This window comes from Pseudoalteromonas rubra (assembly GCF_005887115.1).
Classification (GTDB): Bacteria; Pseudomonadota; Gammaproteobacteria; order Enterobacterales; family Alteromonadaceae; genus Pseudoalteromonas; species Pseudoalteromonas rubra_F.
The window spans coordinates 38,740-63,118 of sequence record NZ_PNCJ01000015.1 but is presented as its reverse complement, the minus strand read 5'-3'; the positions used below and the strand labels follow the sequence as shown (position 1 = coordinate 63,118).

At 46.5% G+C, this 24,379-nt stretch carries 19 protein-coding genes; 12 read left to right on the top strand and 7 right to left on the bottom strand.

Annotated elements, in window-relative coordinates:
- The first annotated feature begins 11 nt into the window (after window positions 1-11).
- From CWB98_RS11035 to CWB98_RS11020, 4 genes are all read left to right on the top strand, one after another.
- Window positions 12-938 (top strand): LysR family transcriptional regulator, encoded by a 927-nt coding sequence (locus CWB98_RS11035; protein WP_138544927.1) that lies wholly within the window; start codon window positions 12-14, stop codon window positions 936-938.
- A 100-nt stretch (window positions 939-1,038) separates the two neighbouring features.
- A complete protein-coding gene (locus tag CWB98_RS11030; protein WP_138544926.1) occupies window positions 1,039-5,193 on the top strand; it encodes a response regulator in 4,155 nt (1,384 codons plus the stop codon).
- Window positions 5,171-6,055: a CheR family methyltransferase gene (locus CWB98_RS11025; RefSeq protein ID WP_138544925.1), complete on the top strand. Its 885-nt coding sequence runs from the start codon at window positions 5,171-5,173 to the stop codon at window positions 6,053-6,055. Before CWB98_RS11030 ends, CWB98_RS11025 begins: the two co-directional genes overlap by 23 nt.
- A gap of 101 nt (window positions 6,056-6,156) precedes the next feature.
- Window positions 6,157-8,289: an EAL domain-containing protein gene (locus CWB98_RS11020; protein WP_138544924.1), complete on the top strand. Its 2,133-nt coding sequence runs from the start codon at window positions 6,157-6,159 to the stop codon at window positions 8,287-8,289.
- Here the strand turns inward: CWB98_RS11020 and CWB98_RS11015 are convergent.
- Window positions 8,241-9,074 (bottom strand): hypothetical protein, encoded by an 834-nt coding sequence (locus tag CWB98_RS11015; RefSeq protein ID WP_138544923.1) that lies wholly within the window; start codon window positions 9,072-9,074, stop codon window positions 8,241-8,243. The two genes, CWB98_RS11020 and CWB98_RS11015, sit on opposite strands and share 49 nt — an antisense overlap.
- 112 nt (window positions 9,075-9,186) lie before the next feature.
- Here CWB98_RS11015 and CWB98_RS11010 point away from each other — a divergent pair, with 112 nt between their 5' ends.
- Both CWB98_RS11010 and CWB98_RS11005 read left to right on the top strand, forming a co-directional pair.
- Window positions 9,187-10,113: a hypothetical protein gene (locus tag CWB98_RS11010; protein WP_138544922.1), complete on the top strand. Its 927-nt coding sequence runs from the start codon at window positions 9,187-9,189 to the stop codon at window positions 10,111-10,113.
- 162 nt (window positions 10,114-10,275) lie between these two features.
- Window positions 10,276-12,303 carry a methyl-accepting chemotaxis protein gene (locus CWB98_RS11005; protein ID WP_138544921.1) on the top strand — a complete coding sequence of 676 codons (2,028 nt, stop codon included), beginning with the start codon at window positions 10,276-10,278 and terminating at the stop codon, window positions 12,301-12,303.
- 93 nt (window positions 12,304-12,396) lie between these two features.
- Here the strand turns inward: CWB98_RS11005 and CWB98_RS11000 are convergent, their stop codons facing one another.
- A complete protein-coding gene (locus CWB98_RS11000) occupies window positions 12,397-12,672 on the bottom strand; it encodes a SelT/SelW/SelH family protein (protein WP_138544920.1) in 276 nt (91 codons plus the stop codon).
- Window positions 12,669-13,583, bottom strand: a complete 915-nt coding sequence (nhaR, locus tag CWB98_RS10995) for a transcriptional activator NhaR (RefSeq protein ID WP_138544919.1) — start codon at window positions 13,581-13,583, stop codon at window positions 12,669-12,671. Before nhaR ends, CWB98_RS11000 begins: the two co-directional genes overlap by 4 nt.
- Window positions 13,584-13,721: 138 nt before the next feature.
- Between nhaR and CWB98_RS10990 the strand changes: the two genes are divergently transcribed.
- From CWB98_RS10990 to arfB, 5 genes are all read left to right on the top strand, one after another.
- The gene (locus CWB98_RS10990) at window positions 13,722-14,024 is read left to right on the top strand and encodes a hypothetical protein (RefSeq protein WP_138544918.1); all 303 of its coding nucleotides are present in this window, start codon (window positions 13,722-13,724) and stop codon (window positions 14,022-14,024) included.
- Window positions 14,025-14,380: 356 nt separating this feature from the next.
- A complete protein-coding gene (locus tag CWB98_RS10985; protein WP_138544917.1) occupies window positions 14,381-15,649 on the top strand; it encodes an efflux RND transporter periplasmic adaptor subunit in 1,269 nt (422 codons plus the stop codon).
- A 90-nt stretch (window positions 15,650-15,739) separates the two neighbouring features.
- Entirely contained in the window at window positions 15,740-17,068 is a 1,329-nt protein-coding gene (locus CWB98_RS10980) for an ABC transporter permease (RefSeq protein ID WP_249364665.1), read from the top strand.
- 10 nt (window positions 17,069-17,078) lie between these two features.
- Window positions 17,079-18,290, top strand: a complete 1,212-nt coding sequence (locus CWB98_RS10975) for an ABC transporter permease (protein WP_138544915.1) — start codon at window positions 17,079-17,081, stop codon at window positions 18,288-18,290.
- A 56-nt stretch (window positions 18,291-18,346) separates the two neighbouring features.
- Window positions 18,347-18,760: an alternative ribosome rescue aminoacyl-tRNA hydrolase ArfB gene (arfB, locus tag CWB98_RS10970; RefSeq protein ID WP_138544914.1), complete on the top strand. Its 414-nt coding sequence runs from the start codon at window positions 18,347-18,349 to the stop codon at window positions 18,758-18,760.
- Window positions 18,761-18,770: 10 nt separating this feature from the next.
- Here the strand turns inward: arfB and CWB98_RS10965 are convergent, their stop codons facing one another.
- From CWB98_RS10965 to CWB98_RS10950, 4 genes are read right to left on the bottom strand one after another with little or no spacing between them, the layout of a single operon-like run.
- Entirely contained in the window at window positions 18,771-20,021 is a 1,251-nt protein-coding gene (locus CWB98_RS10965; RefSeq protein WP_138544913.1) for an ATP-binding protein, read from the bottom strand.
- A 6-nt stretch (window positions 20,022-20,027) separates the two neighbouring features.
- A complete protein-coding gene (locus CWB98_RS10960; protein ID WP_138544912.1) occupies window positions 20,028-20,717 on the bottom strand; it encodes a response regulator in 690 nt (229 codons plus the stop codon).
- Window positions 20,717-21,076: a DUF3019 domain-containing protein gene (locus CWB98_RS24725; RefSeq protein WP_432765887.1), complete on the bottom strand. Its 360-nt coding sequence runs from the start codon at window positions 21,074-21,076 to the stop codon at window positions 20,717-20,719. Before CWB98_RS24725 ends, CWB98_RS10960 begins: the two co-directional genes overlap by 1 nt.
- 28 nt (window positions 21,077-21,104) lie before the next feature.
- On the bottom strand, window positions 21,105-22,088 hold the full coding sequence (locus CWB98_RS10950; protein WP_138544910.1) for a MipA/OmpV family protein: 984 nt from the start codon (window positions 22,086-22,088) through the stop codon (window positions 21,105-21,107).
- A 160-nt stretch (window positions 22,089-22,248) separates the two neighbouring features.
- On the opposite strand from CWB98_RS10950, the gene CWB98_RS10945 reads away from it, so the two are divergent.
- The gene (locus CWB98_RS10945) at window positions 22,249-24,324 is read left to right on the top strand and encodes a beta-propeller domain-containing protein (RefSeq protein WP_138544909.1); all 2,076 of its coding nucleotides are present in this window, start codon (window positions 22,249-22,251) and stop codon (window positions 24,322-24,324) included.
- The last annotated feature ends 55 nt before the right edge of the window (window positions 24,325-24,379 follow it).

The following is a 24,379-nucleotide window of genomic DNA, read 5'->3' as shown; positions in this document are numbered from 1 at the left end:
ATATTCACATCATGATTGAGGCAAATATTTCGCTGACTGCACTACAAAGCTTTGCCGTGGTCGCAGCTGAGCTGAGTTTCACCAAAGCCGGTCAGATCCTGCACAAAACCCCCAGCGCGATTAGCCACCAAATGAAACAACTGGAGCAGCAGCTCAATGTGCAGTTGTTTTACAGAAAATCCAAAGGCGTAATATTGACACCAGCAGGCAAGTTACTAAAGGCGGATGTCAATCACGGATTGGCACAAATCAACGCAGGGATCCGCCAGGCCAGGCTTAAGGCGCAAACTGACAGGCAGACTCTCGTTCTTGCGGTGATCCCTTCATTACTGGAACACTGGCTGTTGCCCAGGCTCAGTCGCTTATACACAGCGCTGCCTGCCATTCAACTGGAGCTGATAGCAATGGACCAGCTGGCCGATTTCGCCAGCAATCGGGTTCATGGTCATCTGCACTTTGGTCGGGGAGCGTTTGCTAATTTGGACAGTCGCTGGCTGGCCGATGAGTATACCTATCCCGTGATTTCACCAACGCTTCGCCAGCAATATCCTCATTTGTCTTCGGTCAGAGACTGGATTGGGCAAGTGCCCTTACTGGCTTATCGTGGTGGGGTCGAGGATGCGCCAGCAAATCTTGGTTGGGAAGCATGGCTGAATCGCTTTAACCCATCAGACGCTCGGGTGCCGCGTGTTAACACCTTCAGCCATGTGGGTCTGGCGATAGGGGCGGCCAAACATGGCCAGGGTATGGCCCTGGGTTGGCACCACATTGTACATCATGCCCTGAATCGTCGAGAGTTAGAGCAACTCCCGGTTGAACCAATCAAGTTGGCATTTTCTTACCATCTGGTAGCCCCCAAATGCCAATGGTTCCGGCCAGAAATGGTGGCTTTATTTGAGTGGCTCAAATTAGAATTTTCTCTCTCATCAATCGGGTGAACTTTAGGCAGAAAATTGCCCCAACTTTTGGCTGCATGACTATACTCTGAGTGAACACTTCCAGAATAAATGGACTGGCGCTTTACAGAGATAAGGAATAATGGAGTTAAATACGTTAAGTACGCGCATTAGTGCGGGGTTTGTACTCGCCTTTTTGATCCCCGCTGCAATTGTTATTGCGGCACTTTTTCAGCTTGCTGAGCTGGAGCGCAGCAGCACTCACTTTAGTGGCAATGAATTGGCCAGTGTTAAGCATATGCAGGCGCTGAGATCGAATTTTGAGGACTCTAAACTCGAGCTGAAATCCTGGATGGCAGGTGGTGGTCAGCAGCACCTGCAAGGAAGGCGCGAGGCCTGGCAAAACATCGACGAATCTCTTTTCAAGATAAAGCGGCTATCTTTATCTGCGTTGAATCGTGATCAGGTTGTAAGGCTGGAAGCAAAATTGGGCGAAGCCAGGTTAGTGCAGCAGAAAATAGAAGCTGTTGCCCAAACCGAAGAGAACTTTCCTGGGCTACAAATTCTGTTTAATCAGGCAATGCCCAGAGCTGAGCGGATCCAAAATGCGGTAACCTTGTTGATAGAGCGAGAAGAAGAACTCGCTGGAGGAGAGCAGCGCAAGCAGCTTCTTAAACATCTGGCCGACTTTAGGGCCAGCTTCGCGAGTGCAATGAGCGCTGCAAAAGCATTTTTACTCAGTAATCAGGAGTCTTATTTCAGAGACTTTGAGGAATATCACTCGTGGCATGAAGATGCCTGGTTAAGCGTTCAGCAGCAACAGGCATTGCTGGATGAACAACAAATAATGCAATTTCAGAAAATTACACGCCTACGTGTCGAATACTGGGGGTTGGTAAGAGACATGTTCGAGTTCAGGCGGAGCACTAATTGGGATCAGGCTGAAAGTATCTGGCAAGAGCAGTTAGGTCCGTTAACGCGCGCACTCAAAAATCAGCTGATAGAAATAGAGATAGCCCAGCAACGACTTGCCGACAACAGCCTCATGTCTAACCAACACAGTTTAGCTGAGTTGTCTTTGTTCTCTGTCATTGCGCTCGTGCTGGCAGCATTGATTACAACTTTCATCGCATACCTAATCAATAAGCAAATAGGGCAATCAGTCAGCCAGTCTATTGAAGTTGCAGAGCAAGTCGCTGATGGTGACTTTAGCACCAATGTTCAGCTCCAAGGCAGCATTGAGATTGTTCGGTTGTCAAAATCTTTGTCACGTATGACAGAAACACTCAGAGCAATCACACAACATGTGAAGTTAATAGAAAACGGCGACTACCAGGCAGACTTTGTGCCCAAAGGAGAGCAAGACCAGCTGGGCAAAGCGCTTGACTCGATGACCAAGAAATTAAGAGAGAGCAAACTGGAACTAGAGTCGCAGAGTTGGTTAAAAGCGGGGTTATCTGAGTTCTCTGACTTGTTGACTGGCGCTCGGACCGTTACAGATATTTATCAGGCTTCAGTGGATTTTTGCACCAAACATACCGGGGCTGAGGTCGGCGTATTGTACGCAAAAGAAGGGGGCGGTTTTAAGCTTGTCAGTAGTTTTGCATATAAACATCGCAATTCTGCGAGCAACGAGTTTATGGCTGGTGAAGGTTTAGCTGGTCAGGCGGTGTTAGAAGGCAAGGTGATGTGCTTTTCTGATTTACCCGCTGATCATATACCGCTTGAGATTGAATCCGGGCTCGGTCACTCTGCGGCTAAATTCATTGTCGCGGTCCCCTTGGTCGACAGATTACAAAATGGCGCCGTTTTGGGGGTACTTTTACTCGGGAACACTAAACCTTTCAAAGCTATAGATATAGAGTGGCTCGAGCAAAGCGCAGATAAACAGGCTCAGGCGCTTACATCCGCTCAATCTCGGGGGCGATTGCAAGAGCTGCTGGAAGAGTCGCAACAACAAGCGGAAGAGCTTGAATCTCAGCAGCAAGACCTTAAAGCCGCCAATGAGGAGCTGGAGCAGCAAACACAGGAGCTCAAGCGCTCGGAAGAAGAGCTCAGGGAGCAAAGAAGCCAGCTTACCCAAACCAATACCGAGCTTACAGAGCGTACAGACATCTTGCAAAAGCAAAAAATTGAAATTGAAAATGCCCGAATTGAGTTGCAACATCGTGCGGAGCAATTGGCCGTATCGAGCAAATACAAATCTGAGTTTCTGGCCAACATGTCTCACGAATTAAGAACGCCGCTCAATAGCTTACTCTTACTGTCACAGTCTTTAGCCCGGAACTCTGAGGGCAATTTAACCGAAGATCAGCTTGAGGACATTGAGGTGATTTATAACGGTGGCCAGTCTTTGCTGACCTTAATTAATGAGATCCTGGATCTGTCAAAAGTTGAGGCGGGTAAACTTAAATTGATTTCGGACCGAGTTGATTTGCACAGTTTTGTCGCCCGACTAAAAAGACAGTTTGACCCGGTTGCAAAAGAAAAAAATCTTGAGTTTAAAATCACGATTTCTGCGTTGGCGCCGAAGGACATAGAGACAGACGAGCTGAGACTGGAACAGGTACTTCGCAACCTGCTGTCCAATGCTTTCAAGTTTACGGAACAAGGTTATGTGGAGCTGTGTATAGAGCCCGTTGCCGGCGACGTTCAGTTTAATAATTCAACATTGACTCCGGATAACTGTCTGAGCTTTTTAGTGAGGGATACGGGCATTGGAATCGAGCAAGGCATGCAAAAAGCGATTTTTGAAGCTTTCCAGCAAGCGGATGGGTCAACCAGTCGGGCTTTTGGAGGCACTGGTTTGGGATTGACCATTTCGAGAGAGTTTAGCCTGTTACTGGGCGGAGAGATCCAATTGGTCAGCGAGGTGAATAAGGGCAGTACCTTTTCTTTGTATATTCCGCGCCACAAACACCCCGATCATGAAGAGCAGAATGAGCCTCAGTCTAAACCTGATTTGTCAATAAACCAGGTTGCTCAGCAAAACGACTTTGTTAAAGCGCATGATGATGCCCTGCTGGCTGAGCAGCAACCTTTAGATGCAGATGTAATCGTCACCACAGGTGCCAAACCAGTTTCAGATCAAGGACATAATAGTACAATTTTGATTGTGGAAGATGACAGTCAATTTGCCAGTATTTTATCTGATATTGCCCGCAAACATCAGTTTGACCCGCTAGTGTGTTCGCAAGCTGAGCAGGCACTGAACATGATACAGCAAGCGCTGCCCAGCGCGGTGATATTGGATATCGGACTGCCGGATATGGATGGCATGATGTTATTGGACACCTTAAAGTCGCAGCCTAAAACACGCCAAATCCCGGTACATATTGTCTCGGGCAAAAACAAGGATCCAAAAGCGCTGCAAAAAGGTGCCATCGACTTTTTAACCAAGCCCGTGTCGTTAGAGCAAATGGAACAAGTTTTTGCAAAGTTCGAGGTCTTGTTGCAAAAACACATTAAGCATTTGCTCTTAGTAGAAGATGATACCGATGCCTGTAAAGTGATTAAGCAGGTTTTACAGCAAAAAGGACTAGAGCTACATGTTGCCAATGATGGCGGCACTGCCATGCAGGTGCTGAAACAACATCAGATAGACTGCTGTATTGTTGATTTGAACCTACCGGATATGTCGGGTTTTGAATTGCTTGAAAGAATGGATGCCGAATCGGGCCTGACACTGCCGCCAATTATAGTCTATACCGCACAAGACTTAAGTCGGGATGAGTACCATCAATTGTTGCGCTTTACGGATAAAATTGTACTGAAAACGGATCACGCGCCGGTGCGCTTGCAAGATGAAGTCGAGCTCTTTTTACACTCAGTAGAGCAGCAGCTACCACCCAGTGTGATAGCCTCAAAGCAAAATGAGATAATCAGCCAGCCCGTTGATTTATCAGGTTTTCATGTACTTCTGGTCGATGATGATCTGCGAAACACCTATGCCTTATCCAAGCTGTTGAAAGAGCAAGGCCTGACCGTGACCATGGCAGACAATGGTCAACTGGCTCTGGAAAAGCTACAGCAAAGTGAACAATTTGACCTGGTCCTGATGGATATTATGATGCCCGTAATGGATGGCTTTGAAGCCATGCGGCACATTCGTGCAGATATTTCCCAGAACCTCCCCATTATCGCATTAACCGCCAAGGCGATGAGTGAGGACAAACAGAAATGTCTTGAGGCCGGAGCCAGTGATTACCTTGCTAAGCCGGTTGATATCAATGTATTGATTTCTATGATGAAAATCTGGCTATACGAAACGCAAAATGCAAGTGACAGACTCCATTAACCTCACGCAGGGCAAAGATCCTGAGAGAAGGCTAACCCCAGAGCAACTGTTAGAAGTCGACATTCTGCTGGATGTACTATACCAACGCAGTGGCTACGATTTTTCGCAGTATGCTCGCAGTACGCTGATCCGGCGGCTGCAAAACTGTATGCTCATGGACGACGTGCCCTATTTTTCTCACTTAATCCCCAAAGTGTTATATGAAAAAGGGTACATGCACAAGCTGATTCAGGAGCTGTCGGTCAGTGTGACGGAGTTTTTCCGAGATCCTGTCTTTTTTCAGTCTTTGGAGCAACATGTACTCCCCGTATTAGAGACTTTCCCTTACTTTAAAATTTGGCATGCCGGCTGTGCCACGGGTGAGGAGGTATATTCTCTTGCCATATTGCTAAAGGCACATGGCCTATATGACAGGGCAAAAATCTATGCGACCGACTTTAATGACCGTATCTTGGAAAAAGCCAAAGTAGGTATTTTTACTGAAGAAATCATGCAGCAGGGAGAGCAAAACTATAGTCAGCTGGCCATATCACACGATACCCCATTTTATGAGTACTTTTCGACTCAGTATCACAGCAGCAAGATTCGAATGGAGCTGGCTCGAAATATCGTGTTTGCCAATCATAATTTGGTCTGCGATGGGGTGTTCGGAGAAATGCAGTTGATACTCTGCCGTAATGTGATGATTTATTTTGATAATACTCTAAAAAAGCGGGTTATCGATTTGTTTGATCAAAGCTTGTATCACAGTGGTTTTTTAGGGCTAGGGCGCCTTGAAAATCTCGATTATCTGGATGCAAATGCTCGGTGGCAGTTACTGGACAATGCCGCAACGCTTTATCGTAAAGTACCGGGCCCCTAACTAGGACTAAAGACTTAGGACAATATCTAAGGTTCGGGCTGGAAGATGCGATTTTTATTCTAAGCTTAAAGAAGCTGGAAAGAAACAAACCAGGATGATTTATGGAAGCACTGAAGCGAAATCAGGTGCATAAAGACGATTGCACCAAACCAACGATTTTAATTGTTGATGACAGGCCCGAAAACCATCGAGTGGTGAAAAAAATCCTTGCAGATATGCGTGCCAATTTTCATTCTGCCGAGTCGGGTCATGAGGTATTGTCGCTGGTATTACGGCACAAGTATGCGGTGATTCTGCTGGATGTGATGATGCCAGGCATTGATGGCTTTGAAACGGCCGCTTTGCTGCGCATGAATGATGAGACCAAGCATACGCCAATTATCTTTATCACTGCCGCAGATCATACCGAAGCACTGGAGTTTAAGGGGTATGAGGTGGGGGCGGTCGATTATTTGTTTAAACCCATCAATGCCCACACCTTATACAGCAAAGTGCAGGTTTTTCTTGAACTGGAACAGCAAAGAACGAAGCTTTTACAATCTTTTCATGATATTCAGGAGCTTGAAAACAAGAACCGCCTCCTATTGAAGTCAATTGGTGAGGGGATCTTAGGAGTCGATACACAGGGTCGTATCACTTATACCAATCCGGCGACCGAAAAAATACTGGGCTTAAATGAAAATATGTTAGTGGGTGCTGATATTGCGGAGTTCATCTGTTTATCTACATCGCTTGCCGGGATTGCAAACTGGGAAAATTGCAAAATATTTGAGCACTGTACCAAGGGGTATACCTATCGGGATTCATACGGGTTATTCAAGGATAACGAAAAACGCATGTTTCCAGCTGAGTTTATTGCCACGCCCATCTATGAAAACAATACTTTGTTTGGTGTGGTTATCGCATTTCAGGATATTAGCCAAAAGCGCAGTATTGAAGAGCAGCTGAGTCGTTTATCTCAGTTTGATACTCTGACAGGTCTGGTCAATCGCAGTACTTTCGAAAAGCACTTGCAGCAGGCGATTAAACGTAGTCTCAGGCATGGTCGGGAATTTTCACTTCTCCATCTTGATTTAGACCATTTTAAACAGATCAACGACCAGTTTGGTCACGAGGTGGGTGATATTTTACTTCAGGAAGTGGGCCACCGGATTGTAAAAACGGTCAGTGATGGTGATATTGTTGCTCGGATAGGCGGCGATGAATTTGTGATTCTGCTGGAGAATTTTATTGAACAGCATGTCAGAAACGAGGCTGTACTTGCTGAGCATTTGCTTAGTCATTTATCGGGTGCTTACCATATTCGGGGTAACGAAATTTACATTGGCCCGAGCATTGGCATAGCGCGTTTCCCTGGTGCAGGTGAAGACAGCGTCAGTGTATTAAGAGCAGTTGAACTGGCAATGTATCGGGCCAAAAAGCAGGGAGGGCAGAACTTTCAGTTTTTCACCGAAGAACTGCATTTGCAAGCTTTGGAATCTCTTGAGCTGGAACAAAAGCTACGGGCGGCCATCGAGCATCAGGAGTTTGAGTTGCACTATCAGCCGCAGTGGGACATTGCAAATAACAAAGTCAACAAGGTAGAAGCTCTGCTACGCTGGTTTCCTGCCGACGGTAACAGGGTGGGTCCGGATGTTTTTATTCCCAAACTGGAGGAAATGGGACTGATCAACAAAGTAGGTGAGTGGGTTGTTGAACAGGCCTGCTTGCAGGCAAAAAAATGGCGATCCGACATGCTCAATCCGCCCTGCATTGCGGTTAATTTGTCGATGGAGCAACTGCAGAGAGAGGAGTTGCCCGAAATGGTGTTTTATTTGCTGCAAAAGTATCAATTGCCGGCTGATGCCATCGAAGTAGAGGTAACGGAAGGGATGATGATACAAAACCCCCAACAGGCAATTGAAATTCTTAATGCCTTTCAACGTTTGGGGATTGCCGTAGCGATAGATGACTTTGGCACAGGTTATTCATCGTTCAGTTATCTGGTACATCTGCCGATTGACACACTTAAAATAGACCGCGAGTTTGTTCGCAAGCTGGGAGAAGATGAAAAGTGCGAGATGGTGGTGCGGGCCATTATTAGCCTGGCTCACAATATGCGCTTGAAAGTGGTCGCAGAAGGGGTCGAAACAGAGCTGCAGCTGGCCTTTCTTTTGGAGCAAAAATGTGACTACATTCAGGGCTATTACTTTGCAAAACCTGCATCAGCTGCACAGGTACGGCTTGAGCTATGAGCCTGAGTAAGTGCAACAAGGGGTAAATGGATAACGATGGCCTGTGAAGTGATATAAAATACCCAATTAATTGCTCTGATCTGTGGATAATAACCTTGCCCCTCATTGCCAAAAATCCAAAATTGTCCGATGAGTGCGTCGGCCACCGTGGCGAGTATCATGCCAAGCGCCAGGCAGTATCTGGGCACTTTTGGCAGGTTGGAACGGGTTAGCAGGCAAAAACCCAGCAGGGCAGCCTGAGCAATAAACACGGCGTAGCCACCGGTTAGGAGCGTAACATACCAGCCACTGTCAGGCAGGTGCATAGACAGGTAACTGCACAACGCCAGTAGTGCAGTGAACAGCGCGGCAAGTATGAAGTAAATCACCTGAACACCTGAGTAGTTCAACAAATACCAGCAAGCCAAAAATAAGAACATATATCCCGGCATAAAAAACCACACAGAATCTGCCAGATAATCGTGTTTTACTACTGTGCCGTGTTCAAAGTAACTTTGCGTCAGGTTGAAATTAACCAGGTCGCCGGCCAGACAAAATAAAATGGAAAGAAAAGCCATATTCGCAAAAAGTCGACAACGGTCTGCGTATTGATGTCGATAGATTGATTGTCTTATTATTAGGCAGTTGGACAGTAGTAAGAGCAGAGTCAGCGCTTCGAAACTCAAAACCCAGACGCGTGTCTCTCCTTCCACAGACCAAACGCCGAGCAGGGTTAAAAGCAGGTCGAACATTGCCAATGCGATGATGAAGACACTTATGTTGATCGTGTTCCAGCGGGCTACCATCCTGAATCCTTGTTAATTTGCCGGTCTGTTTTTTAGAGGTACAACTTTTAACAGTATTCTCGATGCAAAAGCAATGCTTTTTGTGTAGATTGCCAGGCTTGAGAGGAAATATATGTCACAATTAAAAACCACACTGTCGCTTACTTTTTCAATCAGTGCGCTGTGCATTGCGCTCTATAGCCACTTTACTCAACCGCCAGATCAAGATCTTGAACACCTGACTTTATCAGGAGACCGGGAGCACCCTGCGTCGCAAAGTGAGCAGTTTACAGTTGATCGAACGGAAGAATCTGGGCAAAGCCAGCAGCACATTCAGCAGTTAAAAGAACAAGTACGCTATTTGCAGGAGCGTGTGTTAGAGCTGGAAAATCGTGCCTTTTCAGCGCCTGGGGCTGCTCAATCTCTCGAAGAATCAGTATTGGCTATTCTGGAAGAGAAAGAACAGCGAGAGAGGGCAGAACATCGTGAAAGCAACCCCGTCTATGGTTTTTACGAAGATCTGCCTGATGATTATGAAATGCGCCTAAAGACTGATCCTGAGTACGCAGATAAATTGTCTAAACAGTTGCAACAAAAGGTACTGGACGAGAGTTTACCAGTGATAGATCGTCTGTCAGCTATGGGGCAGCTACAGATGAATATGTATGTGTTAAATCGTACGCAAATGGACACTATGAGCTATGATACTGTAGATGCAGTTATCAAAATCAGTCGTGGTCAGTACGACGATAAATTGCGCGTTCAGGCATTGGACGTGGTAGCTCAAACACCGGTCGTAGATGGACGCATCGCGCGCTCTTTGCTTGATATTGTCGAAAAGGAAAGTAACGATTACATGCGCGCTACGGCTGCGGAAGGTCTGATGGCGCAATACTATCAGGCTAATGATGAGCAGTATCCGGGTTTGAAGCGGCAACTGGCCAACGACATATTAAAGCTCTACAATAATGATATCGACAGTCAGGTATACAGTCTGATGCAACGCATGATTGGAGATGAAGATTTGCTTGAGCAAATACGCAAAGATGCCAATAAGTAGTCAGGTAACGCGAAGTGGTGTGGTTTTGCAACGAAAATCAGTTATTTTGTTTCTAAATACAATATTTTTCCTATGTTTGTGTTATATATTTTATTAAACAACTTGATTATTTAGCGCCGTCGTCGAGGATTTACTGAGACGGCAGCATAGGAAGGTATAGCCATGTTGCCGTTGCGGCTTTCCATTAAACACAAAATTACTCTGGGCTTTGGGGGGATCGGCATGTTGCTGGTCACAGCCTGTGGACTTGCATACTGGGCACTGTTGGAAATCCAGCATGCCAATCACAAGGTAACCGACACCGCCCAGCCTATCTTACATTCCGCAGAACAGTTTCTGCAACAACAGCTAAGAATTCGAAACCTGGTTTCAAAAACATACAGTGCAGACGATGAAAGTAGTGTCAGGCAAGTAAAGCTGGCGTTTAGTCAGGCGGAGGAGCGAGCGCAATTGTTACTGGCTGATTTAGAGGCGCGCGCTGAAGAGAATCAGCGGCTGACACAACCCTTGCGAGAAGTAAACCTGATCCGCTCAGAGTTGCTGCATTTGTCAGGTACCCTCTTTGAAGCTCGACTGAGTCAGTTTCAGGCAACAACGTATATCCAGCAAGGCGTGACAGATTTCTTTAAACAAAGAAACGCAGCTGGCTCGGCAATGTTGGATATTGAACTGATAGAAACATCCAACAGCCGTTTGAGAGATGAAGTGGCGGGAACTGGGATCAGGATAGACGATCTGTTATTTACACTGGAGAATAATGTGCAATCGCTTGCACAGGTTGGACCTGGTGGCCTTGCCAATCACCGTGAGGATGTTGGCTTTATAGTAGATAACATCAGTGATAATTTTACCTATCTAAAACGTCAGTCTGCCGGGTTGCCTGTAGAGCCTTTGTTGCAGCAGTTTGAACCTGCATGGGAGAAAATAGCTCAGCAGCTAAAAGCGCCGGGGACTTTGTATCAGGCACTGGCTCGTCGTCATGAAGGACAGAAAATGGCTACGCAGAGCTATCAGCAAGCAGAGCAAGCATTTCAGGCGTTGTTTTCTCAGATAGACAGCATTCAAAGTCATGCACAAAGCCAGTTTGATGTTTATCAGCAAGAGTCCGATCTGATTATCGAGCAGGCTAAAAATGCGGCCTTATTATTAGTATTAGTATTTGCTGCGCTTGCAATCGGGATTGCACTTTCCACCAGCCGCGCTATGTTGACCCCGCTGGCTGCTGTAAACAAGATGCTCAGATATATTGCAAATGGCGATTTTTCACGACAAATAGTTAAGCGTCAGGATGATGAGTTTGGCACGCTGACTGACAATATTAATCAGGTAAAACAAAATCTGAGTGGTTTACTTGAAGAGATAGACACTCAGGTACATGAATTAAAGAGTCTCGCAGGCACATCCTTGGAACGTAGTCAGACATTAACCAGTCGAGCGACTGCTCAGGTAGAGCGTACCGGCAATGCACTCAGTATTGCATCGAGTATTGCCCGCAGTGCTGTTGATGTGTCAGAGCAGTCAGATCATGGCGTAGCCGGGCTTAAGCGCGCCCAGTCGTTGAACCATGAAACAACACAAAGCGTCATGCAAAACAAGCAGAAGATCATGTCACTGAATAGCAGGATGGCTGAATCGGTCAGTGCGATGGACGGACTTAGAAGCCACAGTGAAAGTATTGGTCAAATCCTGGACACCATTGTCGCTATTGCCGAGCAAACGAATTTATTGGCGCTCAATGCTGCAATTGAAGCCGCCAGAGCTGGTGAGCAGGGAAGGGGCTTTGCGGTGGTGGCAGATGAAGTGAGACAGTTGGCCATTCGCACACAAAATGCGACTCAGGAGATCAACAAAATGATTGCGGCACTGCAAGCTGATACCCATTCGACCGCGACTTTAATTCAAAGCGGGCAACAAGATGTACAGGAGTGTGCAGAGCAAAGCGAAGTTCTGGCAAGTAATATGTCACAAGTCAGTGACGCGATTGAGCAGGCTACGGTATTGAGTGAGCAGGTTTTGGATGCTGCAAATCATCAGGCCGTGCACTGTGAGCGTATCGCAGGCCTGATGAAAGAGGTGCAGGAAACAGCCTCTCGTAACTCGCAGGAAATGGGGTTTATGGCCAAAGACAGCGAGTCATTGAGCGGTTTTGCGGCTCGGCTAACCCAGTTAATTGAGCGCTTTAAGCTTTAATATATATCTGGATTAAAACGTAACCTCTCCATGGCGTTAAACCTGCGGGTAACTGAATTAAACAGCCCATCTATGCGTTGGGGTAATGATGACCTAAGTATCAATGTGGCCCATTGAACGCTCGGGATCTAGCTGATCTCGTACCCGGCGTTTTAGTATTTTTGCTTCGGGAAAGCCTCCATCTCGCTCGCGACACCAGATTAAGGTGTCATCATAATAGATTTTAAAGACTCCCTTGCTGGCTGGGACTAATGCAACTTCAGCCAGCTCGTCGGAGAAGGTAGACAGCAGCTCCTGGGCAAGCCAGCCGCTGCGTAGTAACCACTGACACAGGACACAATATTGAATGGCTATTTTTGGTTTATTCACGTCAATTCCTTGTTGTCATCAATACTTCTGGCATGCTGAACAAACTCAGAGTAAATAGAGTCCTTGATTAGCCTGTCTGGTGTAAAGGCATAGTAGTTCTGGTAAACGTTGGCGATTGCACCGATAAAACTCACATCGTAGTGACGTTCAATTTCGTCACGTACAGACAAAGGTGCAGGGAATACACCAAATCCTTGTTGGCCAAGCGCTTTCATTAATGCACTGTCATCTACATGTCCTGCAACCGAAATCTCGATTTTTTGCTCGTTAAGCCAGTATTGAATTGCACTGGTCACCGGGCTGTTCTTCGCTGGTAAAATAATCGGCGTTTCAGCGAGCGCGGCTGGAAAGTTATCGCTGCTTATGGCCTGAGAGTGTTTCGCGCCATAAAAGCCGATCTGACTTTTCCCAATCTCATGACAAAAGAGTTTAAATGGGGTATCACCATCTAAAGGCTTGTCTGCCAATACCAGATCCAGCTTATGTGTGGCCATTTGCGCCAGTAACTCGGCTTGTTGCCCGTCAATACAGTGGAGATTTGAAATCCGTTCATTGTCAATCAAAGGCGCGAGCCACTTTGATACCAGTGACTTTGGCAGAGCATCTGAAATACCCACTTTCAACGTTCGGTTAATCGACGCAAGATCCCCTTTGGTCGTTTCCAGCCACTCCTCGGCAATGGCGAACATGTCATCCGCATACTGCTGTGTTAGTTGCCCGTATTCGGTCAGTCTTAGCCCTCGTCCTTCTCTTAAAAACAGCTGTTTGCCAAGCCGTTGCTCCAGACTGGTGATCTGAGCACTGATGGTCTGAGGTGTCAGGTGTAGTATTTTACTTGCCGCAGCGATACTACCGTGTCGGCTTACCTGCCAAAAGTAGTACAGGTGGTTATAATTTATGTTCGTAATCATTCGTAATATTCGACGTTTTGCTAAGAATTTATCAGCTTTTTTCTTTTTAAATACATTAGTAGATTAACCTCAACGACGCAACAATATGAGTTTAACTCCAATTTGTTGACTGGCTTTGTTCAAGAGGTTGATAGCATTATGAAACTGAATTTCAGAGCAACGGGTAAGCGCATTGCAGAGGCGACAAAGTCGCAGCTTTCCAGACTAGCAACTAACAAATTTATGCGTTACGCGGCCCATATCCGCAAAGTGCGGATAGATGTGGATGAGCAACCCTGTCAGCGCCACGGTATGCTGACAATCTGTAAGGTGGAAGTGCTCTTGCCTGGGTTACCGAATGTCTCTGTCCGGGCCAAAGGCAAAAACATGATGCAGGTGATCAAACGTGCTTTACGCGACAGTGAACTGCTGTTGGCACGTCAGTTCAACAGAGCCGCGTGAGGCTGAACAGAATTTTTAACAAAGTAGATAAATTATTTGACCCTAACTGTGCAGAATAGGAGGTGGCGTCCAGGTTAGATTACGATTATGCAGTATTTACAGTTATTCCCAAGCACTTGCGGCGGCATGGAGGCCGCGCTTTCCCCTTGACTCAAGCCCTTCACTTGACATCTCTGACCTCACTACTCTACAGCTGGTGTATAAATTAACCATATAAGGTAAACAATGTCCCCAAAACAATTTTCTGTACAAGTAAAATATTAATAAAATGTTTATTGTTGGTGACATTTAGTTTGACTTTTGCTATTTTCAGACTCGGTATTGATCAACACTTTTTATTTTCAAGGACGTAGTAGATGCAGTATATCGATGATACCAGTGCTCAGGACAGTCAATTAGAGAAAAAACACAATTATAAACGCTATTTCCTGATCATCGCTGGTGTAATTATTTCATTATATTTTGTTGTTCCTCAGATGCTTGCATGGGCAAGTGGTGAGAGTGCAGTCAGAATGGACAATATTCATGTTGCACAAGTACGTCGTGGTGAATTTGTCAGAGATATTTCAGTACAGGGGCGGGTAATCGCAGCGCGCAGACCCACGTTATATAGTCCAGCAGAAGGGACGGTTACTTATCTTGTGACTGCCGGAGATTCTGTCGAAATTAACCAACCGCTGGCTCAGATAGACAGCCCTGAACTGAAGAGCTTGTTGGCGCAAGAACAAGCTGAACTAACTCGATTGGGCACTCAGCTAGAGCGAGAAAAAATTCAGGCGAAGAAGCAAGACTTGGCACAAGAAAACTATTTAGGTAAAGCCATGGTGGCGTTGAATGCAGCAAAGCGAGAAATGCGCCGTAATGAAGAGGGCAGGAAGAACCAGGTCGTCAGTGATATTGACTATCAAAAAGCCAAAGATGAGCTGGAAAATGCGCAGCGAGAGCACCGTCTTGCAGTCAAAGAAATTGCCTTATTAAAAGAAAGCCAGAAGTTTGAGATCCAGACGCGTGCAATTGAATTGCAAGCTCAGCAAGTACTGGTTGATGAGTTACAGCGGCGCGTTGCATCGCTGGAAATTCGCTCTCCGGTAAATGGTATTGTCGGCAACCTGAGTGTTGATCAGAAGAATTCGGTTGCGAAAAACCAGCCATTGCTGAGTGTTGTGGATTTATCTCACTATCAGGTTGAGGTCAATATCCCGGAAAACTATGCGGATGATTTAGCGCTGGGCATGCCGGCACAAATTACGCTAAATGGCCGGGCGTATGCTGGCGAATTGACTGCCATATCACCTGAGATTGTGCGCGGACAGGTCGAGGGTAAGATACGCTTCAAAGAAACTGACATTACCGGCCTCAGGCAAAATCAACGTCTGACTAGTCGTATTGTACTGGAAGAAAAGTCTGACGTGACTTATTTACCTCGTGGCCAGTTTGTCGACGCTTACAGCGGTAAGTATGCCTATGTACTTGATGATGGCAGTGCTGTTAAAAAATCTATCAGCCTTGGCTCAAAAAGTCTGGGGCAGGTGGAGGTTCTGTCCGGATTGACGGTTGGAGATACCGTCATTATCTCAGACACTCGTATGTTTAATAGTGCTGAGCGTGTGAGGGTCATTCAGTAAAATTTTTATGAAACAGCGCGCGAGTAGAGCAGTGCTCGCGCCAGTCTTACGCGATTAATAAGCGTCACATTATGTGGAGGGAGCATGCTGATGAGATACTATTTCAAACTGGCCTGGATAAGCTTCAAACAAACTCCTCTATTAAGTTCCTTAATCGTGGTCACGATTGCGGTCGGGATTGCCGCAACTATGATAACTTACACCATCAGCTATATGATGAACAAAGAGCCCGTACCAGGTAAAGCCGACGCTCTTTATCTGGTTCAGCTCAATAGTTGGGACCCTCAAAAAGCCTATTACAGTCAGGGAGAAGATGAACGGGTTCCTCCTTATCTTACCTATCAGGACATGCAAAACTTGTGGCGTGCGGACCAAGCGAGGCGCCATGTGCCCATCAGTGGTTATAGAGATCAACTTAAGTTGCCACAGCAGGCTGACTCTGATGCAAAAACAGCTTTGGTACGTTCGACCAGTCGGGACTTTTTCAGCGCATTTGACGCACCAATTCGGTTTGGCAGTCCCTGGTCAGTTGAGGCGGACAGGCAAGGCGAGCTGGTTGCCGTTATCAGTGCAGATGTAAATCAGAGACTATTTAATGGACAAAACTCAGTTGGACAATCTATACGACTGGGAGCGCTGGAGTACCGAATTGTTGCTGTCCTTGACAACTGGCCCATCTTGCCAAGGTTTTATGGTGAAGCGATGCGTGCTTTTCGCAAGCCCAGAGATGTGTTCATTCCCTTTGAAACGCAAGTGCGCAATGAGCTATGGTCGTCGAATTTACAAGCTTTTGAGTGTTGGCGTGATCCGGAAGATAGCTCATTCGAAGCGTTCTTGTCTTCGGAGTGTGTCTGGGTTTACTTCTGGGTTGAGCTCAATGGGCCGTCTGAGCGCCTCGAATATGAAGAGTTTTTGTATGCCTATGTTCAGGAGCAGCGGGCGTCAGGGCGATTTCAACGCAAAATCATTAATAAGTTGAGCACCCCGATGGAGTATCTGACTCAGCGTGAAGCCATTTCTCAGGATAACCATATGGCATTGGGGTTGTCACTATGCTTTTTGATACTTTGCCTGCTTAATAGTACGAACCTGATGATGGCTAAGTTCCACACTAAGACTCTTGAAGTAAGCTTGCGACGCGCAGTCGGGGCCAGCAAACGACAGGTATTCAATCAGTTTTGTATTGAAACTCTGTTACTTGGCACGTTTGGAGGGGCACTAGGGCTGATATTGGCGCAGCTGGGGCTTAAGGTGTGCAGTCAGGTTTATCAACACCTCAGTAGTGATGTTATGCAAATGGATCTGTTTATAGTGGTATTAACCCCCTTAATTGCGATATCTGCCAGCGTATTATTTGGTTTATTACCCGTTATTCGTGCCAGCCGTATAGAGCCCGCCAGTCAGCTTAACAGTGTGTAAAGGGGCAATCATGAGAGACCTGTTACCGATCCTTAAAACGTTGAATTACAGCCGCACAGCACCTTCTTTATTTGTGCTGCAAATAGCGTTGACGTTTATGATATTAGTGAATGCCGCCTACATGGCGTTGCACAAGCACAGCTTATTATCGCGTCCAAGTGGACTGGATGAACAACATACCTTTTACGTGCTAACTAATTTGACCTCAGAAGCCACAGCAAGAGCTGCGGATATTGACCAAGATTTGCTAGCAATAAGAAACCTGCCAGGCGTCACTTCTGCGTCAGTTACATCGGGTGTGCCTCTGACTGGCTGGGGGCGCCTTCTGGAAATCGCGACTCAGGCCGATAGTGAATACGATACCTTCAGTGGTTATTATGGAGGTGATAACTCCCTACTCGATACGATGGGGTTAGAGCTGGTTGCGGGAGAGGGTTTTTCACAGACACCGCTGGTTGCAGAAACAGACGGGTTTCGGGTTGCAACTGAGATCATCATCACCCGAGCGCTCGCTCAGGCACTTTATCCCGATGACTGGCGTCAGGTAGTAGGACAGACTATCTATATTAACAAGCGACCACAACAGGTTCGGGGAGTAGTGAAAACCTTACAGGCTGCCTGGAGCTTTTGGGTTGTTGTGGAACACAGTGTGCTTGCGCCGGTAATAGAGACTAGTGAGTACGTTTATTACTTGGTACGCACAGAACAAGGCCAGCAGGCGGAGGCTATGGCGCAAACTGTTGACTATCTTATGCTGCGTCATGGAAGAAAAATTGAAGAATTACAAACGTTTGATCAGGTAAAGCAGCACAGTTATCAGGCTGAATATTCGGCCAGCATGACATTGCTGTGGGTCGTTGTCGGTTTGTCTTTGGTTACGGCATTGGGTGTGTTTGGTCAGGCGCGTTTTGCTGTTACCCGGCGTCGCAGGCAAATAGGGATCCGACGGGCTCTGGGAGCTCAAAAAGAGCACATAGTCGGGTATTTTATGCTTGAGAATGCATTACTGACGGCGCTGGGTATTGGTCTGGGGTGTATTGCGGCTATGCTGCTGAACGTTCAATTCAGTAATTGGTTCGAGCTTGCCGTTGTGCCTGCAGAGTTCCTGACTATCGGTGGCGCGTGTATGTTGTTGCTCGGTCAGGCTGCAACTTTGGCACCCGCTTTTCGTGCCGCCAGCGTATCTCCTGCGATTACTACCCGCCTTGGTGAGCTTAGATAGACTCACCTATCCGCAAATTGTTATGATAGTGGTCATAGACGTGAATTGTGGTGACTATGTTAAAGCTATCAAATAATGTTGAACTGGCTGCTTGGGAAATTGAACTGTCAGCGATCCGGGCGCAGGGAGCTGGCGGGCAAAATGTTAACAAGGTTTCCTCTGCGATTCACTTGAGGTTTGATATCAAACGTTCAACCTTACCCGCTTTCTATAAAGAGCGATTACTGGCCTTGCAAGATAGCAGGATCAGCAAAGAGGGTGTGGTTGTCATTAAAGCACAGACTTTTCGCACTCAGGAACAGAATCGCGAAGATGCATTGGAGCGGTTAAAGACATTGATACTCGCAGCCATAAAGGTAGAAAAGAAGCGCAGGGCCACTAAACCAACGCGCAGTTCTCAGCGCAAGCGTTTGGACAGTAAAAGCAAACGTGCCCAGACAAAAGCGATGCGCGGGTCGATTAAATTCTAATATCAGTGGGCTAGTCGGCAATCAATGGCAACGCCAGCGTAAACTTGGCCCCTCCGAGATCAGACTCCCCCACATGACAAACGGTGCCATGCCAGGACAGGATTTTACTGACAATAGCCAGCCCCAAGCCAAATCCACCAGTCTCTTTACTCCGGCTTTTGTCCAGTCTGGAAAATGGCTGAAACACTTGCTCACGTTGTGATTCAGGAATACCCGGACCATCATCTTCCACTATGAATCGAGCCATATTATGGTGCGTTGTCAGGGTGGCTTTGATTTTACTTTGGCCATATTTATCGGCGTTTTGCAGCAGGTTTTGTATCACTCTGGATAACTGATGTGGATCGCACTTTACTGGAATATCGGATGTGATATCGGTGACAAGGCGTTTGTCCGTTGTACGTCTAAGCTTGTCAATTTGGTCCTGGATCAAATGTGCCAGATCGCAGCGTTGCATATGTAGTTGTTGATTGGCAAACTCCAGTCGTGCATAACTGAGCATCTCGTCAATCAGCACTTCCATTTCCATAACATCCTCTTCCATGGCAGCGACTTGTTCAGGATCTTTGGGGGCAAGCATGGCAAGCGCAAATTTTAGTCGTGCGAGCGGCGTTCTGAGCTCATGAGAGACTGCATTTACGAGCTGCTTTTGGTTACTCATCAGGCTGGCGGTTTTCAACGCCATTTTTTCGATTTGCTGGGTCAGGGTATAAATTGCAGAAAATCGCGAGCGCGTTGGAGTAAGATCAAGGGAGCCAGATGCAAGTTTTTCGGATGTGCGCTTTAGCTGCACCAGATCTACCCAAAGAGGCCGGAGCCACAGCACTAATAGCAGTGCCAAGAGCGAGAAAGAGAGAAATTTGATTGTATATTGCTTTGTTGTGGCAGATTGCGCTGGTGCAAAAGGACCAAGCTGCACAACCGAAGTACTATTGACCACGAACAGAAGGAGGGCGTTTCCAGTATCATCAAAAGACGTGATGATTTCCCCGTTTTTGAGTGCCTCCAGTTGCTCTGGCAACCAGGCAACGTCTTCGTATGGAAAGACGGTTAGCTGTGTCTCATTGTTGAAAAACGACGTTAAATCTTCTTCACTTAACTGTGTTAATGCGTGTTTGTAGTGCGTGGCTACCGCCGTTGCGTGACGTAAATCATCAGGTGCTTGTTCAACCCAATTACGCCAGACAGCTTCACTCCCCTGGTTAATGGCAATGATGCTGGCAAACACCACAATGTATAAGCTAACAAGCAATCGCAGCACTGTGTTTTAATCCCACGCAGATTTTGAACACAGGTAGCCTTTGCCCCAAACGGTAATAAGTCGGTAGGGTTGTTCCAGGTTGTCATTGAGCTTTTTACGCAATCTGGAAATCCGTACATCTACACTGCGATCTAAGCCATCGTAAGGCCTGCCAACAACCTCAGTATATATATGTTCACGACTGAGGGTCTCTCCCGCATTCCTAGCAAGCTCCCACAGGAGATCAAACTCATAACTGGTCAGTTCGATTTCTTGTTCACTGAGATAGGTTTTTCTGGCTGCTTTATCTATGTGAAGCTGGCCTAAGGTCAGTGTATCTGTGTTATCAGTCTGTTTGCCCTGACGACGCAACAAAGCGTTCAGCCGGGCCAGCAGTACATAGGGTTCAACGGGTTTAATTACATAGTCATCCGCACCAATTTCCAATCCTCGGACGTGATCGAAATCGCTGTCTTTTGCGGTTAGAAATAAGACTGGTCCCGGGTAATCAGGTCGGATCCTCCGACATATCTCAAAGCCATCAAGATTAGGCAACATAATGTCGAGAATCACTACATCAGGCTGCTCCTGCACGATTTTTTCTGGCGCCATAGCCCCATCATGGATCAGGGTGACATTGTAATTATTACTTTGTAAAAACTGCCCGGTAAGTTGAGCGAGTCTTTCATCATCTTCTACCAGAATGACGTTGGTCATTAGAATAAACTCCAATCTGTTTTCAGTTTTCTACGGTACTTAGTACTAACTACAGCGTTGACTTTCACGGTCTTCTTGGCAAGGGTATGCTGTTTTTTATCTCTCAGGCTAAATTCCATATTTTGCGCAAGTTTCACTGCCAACTTGGCTGTGCCTTGATTGCTGCTTTCCCAGCAATGCAATTGCTTATTTGCCTGGTAAAGACACAGGTTCTCAGGGACCGAATGATGCCAATTCACTCTAATCGTCATTTGGCAGGTTTGCCCCTGTGTTTTAACCATACATACCAGCGGTTTAATTTCAAATAGTGGGGGAGGCTCAGCGCTAGCCTGCACGGAGCATGCAGACCATAAAAACATCCCAACAGGCAGGCTGTAAGGAAGGCGGCTAAAACGCATATAAGCCTCCGATGAAGACTGATGTTGTATAGCCTTCTTCTATGATGGGGCTGTTAGCTATGCTTGAACCAAGCCATTGATGCTTTGCCGTGAATTTGAATTGCCAGTTTTCAGTTAGTTTGTGATTATAAGCGATACCTACATAGGGGTTAACGGTACTGCCTACATTATAATGGAAATGTGTTAGCTCGGTATCTCTGTCAGTGATGCCGTAATAGTAGCTACCTAACTTAGAGTCTTTATAGTCTATACCCAGTTTAAACTGTAATTGCGCATATTTAGGGTGACCAAACGGCAGTTTGTAGCTGTACCCAAGGGAACCATGAAACCCCTTATAAATACCTCTGATGTCGTGTAGTAGGCGTATTGTTAGCTTGTGTTGTTCTGAGACATACCAATGCGCCAGAATACCACTGTCTATGGCCCATTTACGTTTAGCTAGATCCTCAAAAGTTAAAGACGGGAGCTTTATCTGTTCTGGTGTGTGATCACTGTCAATGACCTGAACATAGCTGTTGACCTCTTGGGGTTGACTGATATTGCCTTCATTATCAGTATTCGTACCTCCATTATCTGAGGGGAGCCTGGTCTGAGGAAGCTCTACGCGTTCACTTATGTCGGGAGAAAGTGTGTTTGAGCGTAGCAGTGTACCGGGCCGGGATCGGGTAAAAAAAGCCTGCTCTGAGTTAAGCTCCGCAATCCAACTGATATCAAACGACTGCTGGTCGATAAATGTGTAACCAATTGCCGTATTATCAAGGAAAAAGCGATCGGCATAGTAGCTGACATAAGGCAATACGATCAGTGGGGAGTGCTCTCCATCTTTCAGTGGGTTTGTCGCAATGCCCGCACCCACGGCCACTGAAATTTGCCATTGTGATACCTCAATACAGTTTTCGGGCTGTGTGTCGCAATTAGCAAAAGCTAGGTTACTGAACAACACTGAGCCAATCATACCTGGCAGACGTTTCACTTTTTCACCGCTCCCTATTTTACACAGTGGTACTTTACCAACTAAATTACTAATTACCAGAAAGAGTTACATTAAATAACATTTCGAATGGCTGGAGTAACAGCAACTCTGTGGCAAACAGGTATGGTTATGCTCATACTTAATCCCAAGGAGATAGCCAATGTTAAATTCTAATCAATTAAAGCTCACTGCAGCCGCGCTTTCGATAGCGTTGCTCAGCGCATGTGGTTCAGGGGGCGACAGTAATTCTTCCGTTCAGGACCCGGGTAATGGTGGTAAGCAAACGCTACCAGATAAAGTGCCAGATTTATCTACTGGCGAGGCCAGTGCTAAAAAGTTACGAAAAGCCAGTGCAGAGGATTTTACTACTTATCTTAAAAATGGTGTTTATCTGTCTCAAGGGGCGTCAGACGTATCAGACGGCTCAGAAGCAATCTCGGCTCCGACTTCTGACGTATCTCCCACTTTTTCCACCACCAATGTACAGGAATCGGCAGTAGATGAGAGTGACCGGATCAAGTATGACGGTGACTACTTGTATATTGCAAACACGACGGATTTTCAGGCGGCAGAAGGGGAACACCAGCAGTCTATACGCATTCTGAAACGCGGAGAAACGGGGGAGCTTACGCCACTTTCCAGTTTGATAGCCAGTAGGGATTACTATTCGAAACAACGCCTTTACCTGAAGGAGGATAATCTCGCCGTCGTACTTAGTAATGAGAGAGGCATGTTTGGGATAACGCCTGAGATTGATGGTATTTTTGCTGTCACAGTGGCACCAGAACCAGTAACTCAGGACTTTACGTTGGCGCTTGTGGATGTGAAAGACCCTGCGCAGAGCAACATCACGCATCAGCTACGTTTTGACGGCAATTTGGTAGACTCGCGCGTCATCGGCGATTCTTTGTATCTGGTCAGTGAATTTTCAGCTAGTTTTAACGGGTTTGAACACGGTGGAGAAGACCTTAGCCTGATTAACTACCAAAAAATAATACAGACAGATATTTCTGAATTGTTGCCTAAGGTGACTGATATCAAGGCTGGTACTAAACGGGCACTGGTAGACCCGTCGACTTGCTATGTGCCAGAAGAAGCGTCAGAGCTCAATGGGTATCATCAAATTACCTCTGTAACACGTGTATCGTTAAACGATCCCGACTCATTTACATCCGCATGTATTGCTAGCCGAACGAAAGGGATCTACATGTCACAGAACAACCTTTACCTTTACGGCTATTATTACGATCCACAGGAGGCGACCTTCGATGACCCGGCTCAGACTGTAATGCATCAATTTAGTCTGGCAGAAGATGCCGTGACTTACAGCGCATCAGGTAGAGTTGCCGGTCGATTAGGCAATGGAAATACCAACCTTCGTTTTAGCGAACACAATGATATGCTGCGTGTAGTGACGTCACGGTTTACTGAGATGAACGGCATGGTGCACAAACTGTATATACTGGAGAAGCAAGGCGATAATCTGTCACTGATCAGCCAGTTGCCCAACAACACCCGGCCTACGCCAATCGGGAAAGTCTCTGACCGTGGCTTGGTGGAGGAAGATATCTATGCGGTGCGCTTTTTTGGTGATAAAGCCTATATCGTGACATTCCGTCTGATTGATCCTCTGTATGTGCTCGATCTCAGCGAGCGAAATGATCCTAAAATAACAGGTGCATTGGAAATACCTGGATACTCAGCGTACCTGCACCCGATTTCAGACACGCTGCTGATAGGGGTCGGCCAGAATGTGCAGGATTGGTTTATCGACCCTGTTGCTCAGAATGATGACCAGATAGGGGCAAAAGTAAGCCTTTTTGATATCAGCGATATTGGCGCGCCAACCTTGCTGCAGGAAAAAATATTTCCTGGCGGATATAGCCCTGTTGAGTTTGACTACCATGCATTTAGCTACATAAAACACAGCGAAGATGTCTTCAGAATGACGTTACCTGTAGAAAGCTGGCTTACTCAGGAGGAGAGTGACAACAGTGTGACCTGGTATCGACGCAGCGAATTAGCCGCATTTGAAGTGCACAGTGGTGAAACGCCAAAGCTACAGTATATAGGCAGCAGTGTCATTGAACCGCAATCCGACATAGAGCTTCAGGGTTATGTTTGGTCGGGAGATGACCGCGGTGTGATACATGATGATCATATTTACTACGTGCATGGTAATTTTGTCTGGTCAAGTCTGTGGCAAACGCCACAAGATACTACAGGGCCATTTTAATGTAACTCGGCAAAAACGACGCAATCGGTATCTTGTTCCGGCTGCGTCATTTGCG

What these genes read in the sequence shown, in the direction of transcription:
- CWB98_RS11020 (WP_138544924.1), top strand. Translation starts at nt 6,157, where the DNA reads ATGGAAGCACTGAAGCGAAATCAGGTGCATAAAGACGATTGCACCAAA.
- CWB98_RS11015 (WP_138544923.1), bottom strand. Translation starts at nt 9,074, where the DNA reads ATGGTAGCCCGCTGGAACACGATCAACATAAGTGTCTTCATCATCGCA.
- CWB98_RS10985 (WP_138544917.1), top strand. Translation starts at nt 14,381, where the DNA reads ATGCAGTATATCGATGATACCAGTGCTCAGGACAGTCAATTAGAGAAA.
- nhaR (WP_138544919.1), bottom strand. Translation starts at nt 13,583, where the DNA reads ATGATTACGAACATAAATTATAACCACCTGTACTACTTTTGGCAGGTA.
- CWB98_RS11025 (WP_138544925.1), top strand. Translation starts at nt 5,171, where the DNA reads ATGCAAGTGACAGACTCCATTAACCTCACGCAGGGCAAAGATCCTGAG.
- CWB98_RS11030 (WP_138544926.1), top strand. Translation starts at nt 1,039, where the DNA reads ATGGAGTTAAATACGTTAAGTACGCGCATTAGTGCGGGGTTTGTACTC.
- CWB98_RS10975 (WP_138544915.1), top strand. Translation starts at nt 17,079, where the DNA reads ATGAGAGACCTGTTACCGATCCTTAAAACGTTGAATTACAGCCGCACA.
- CWB98_RS10945 (WP_138544909.1), top strand. Translation starts at nt 22,249, where the DNA reads ATGTTAAATTCTAATCAATTAAAGCTCACTGCAGCCGCGCTTTCGATA.
- CWB98_RS10990 (WP_138544918.1), top strand. Translation starts at nt 13,722, where the DNA reads ATGAAACTGAATTTCAGAGCAACGGGTAAGCGCATTGCAGAGGCGACA.
- arfB (WP_138544914.1), top strand. Translation starts at nt 18,347, where the DNA reads ATGTTAAAGCTATCAAATAATGTTGAACTGGCTGCTTGGGAAATTGAA.
- CWB98_RS10980 (WP_249364665.1), top strand. Translation starts at nt 15,740, where the DNA reads ATGAGATACTATTTCAAACTGGCCTGGATAAGCTTCAAACAAACTCCT.
- CWB98_RS11005 (WP_138544921.1), top strand. Translation starts at nt 10,276, where the DNA reads ATGTTGCCGTTGCGGCTTTCCATTAAACACAAAATTACTCTGGGCTTT.
- CWB98_RS10960 (WP_138544912.1), bottom strand. Translation starts at nt 20,717, where the DNA reads ATGACCAACGTCATTCTGGTAGAAGATGATGAAAGACTCGCTCAACTT.
- CWB98_RS24725 (WP_432765887.1), bottom strand. Translation starts at nt 21,076, where the DNA reads ATGTTTTTATGGTCTGCATGCTCCGTGCAGGCTAGCGCTGAGCCTCCC.
- CWB98_RS11035 (WP_138544927.1), top strand. Translation starts at nt 12, where the DNA reads ATGATTGAGGCAAATATTTCGCTGACTGCACTACAAAGCTTTGCCGTG.
- CWB98_RS11010 (WP_138544922.1), top strand. Translation starts at nt 9,187, where the DNA reads ATGTCACAATTAAAAACCACACTGTCGCTTACTTTTTCAATCAGTGCG.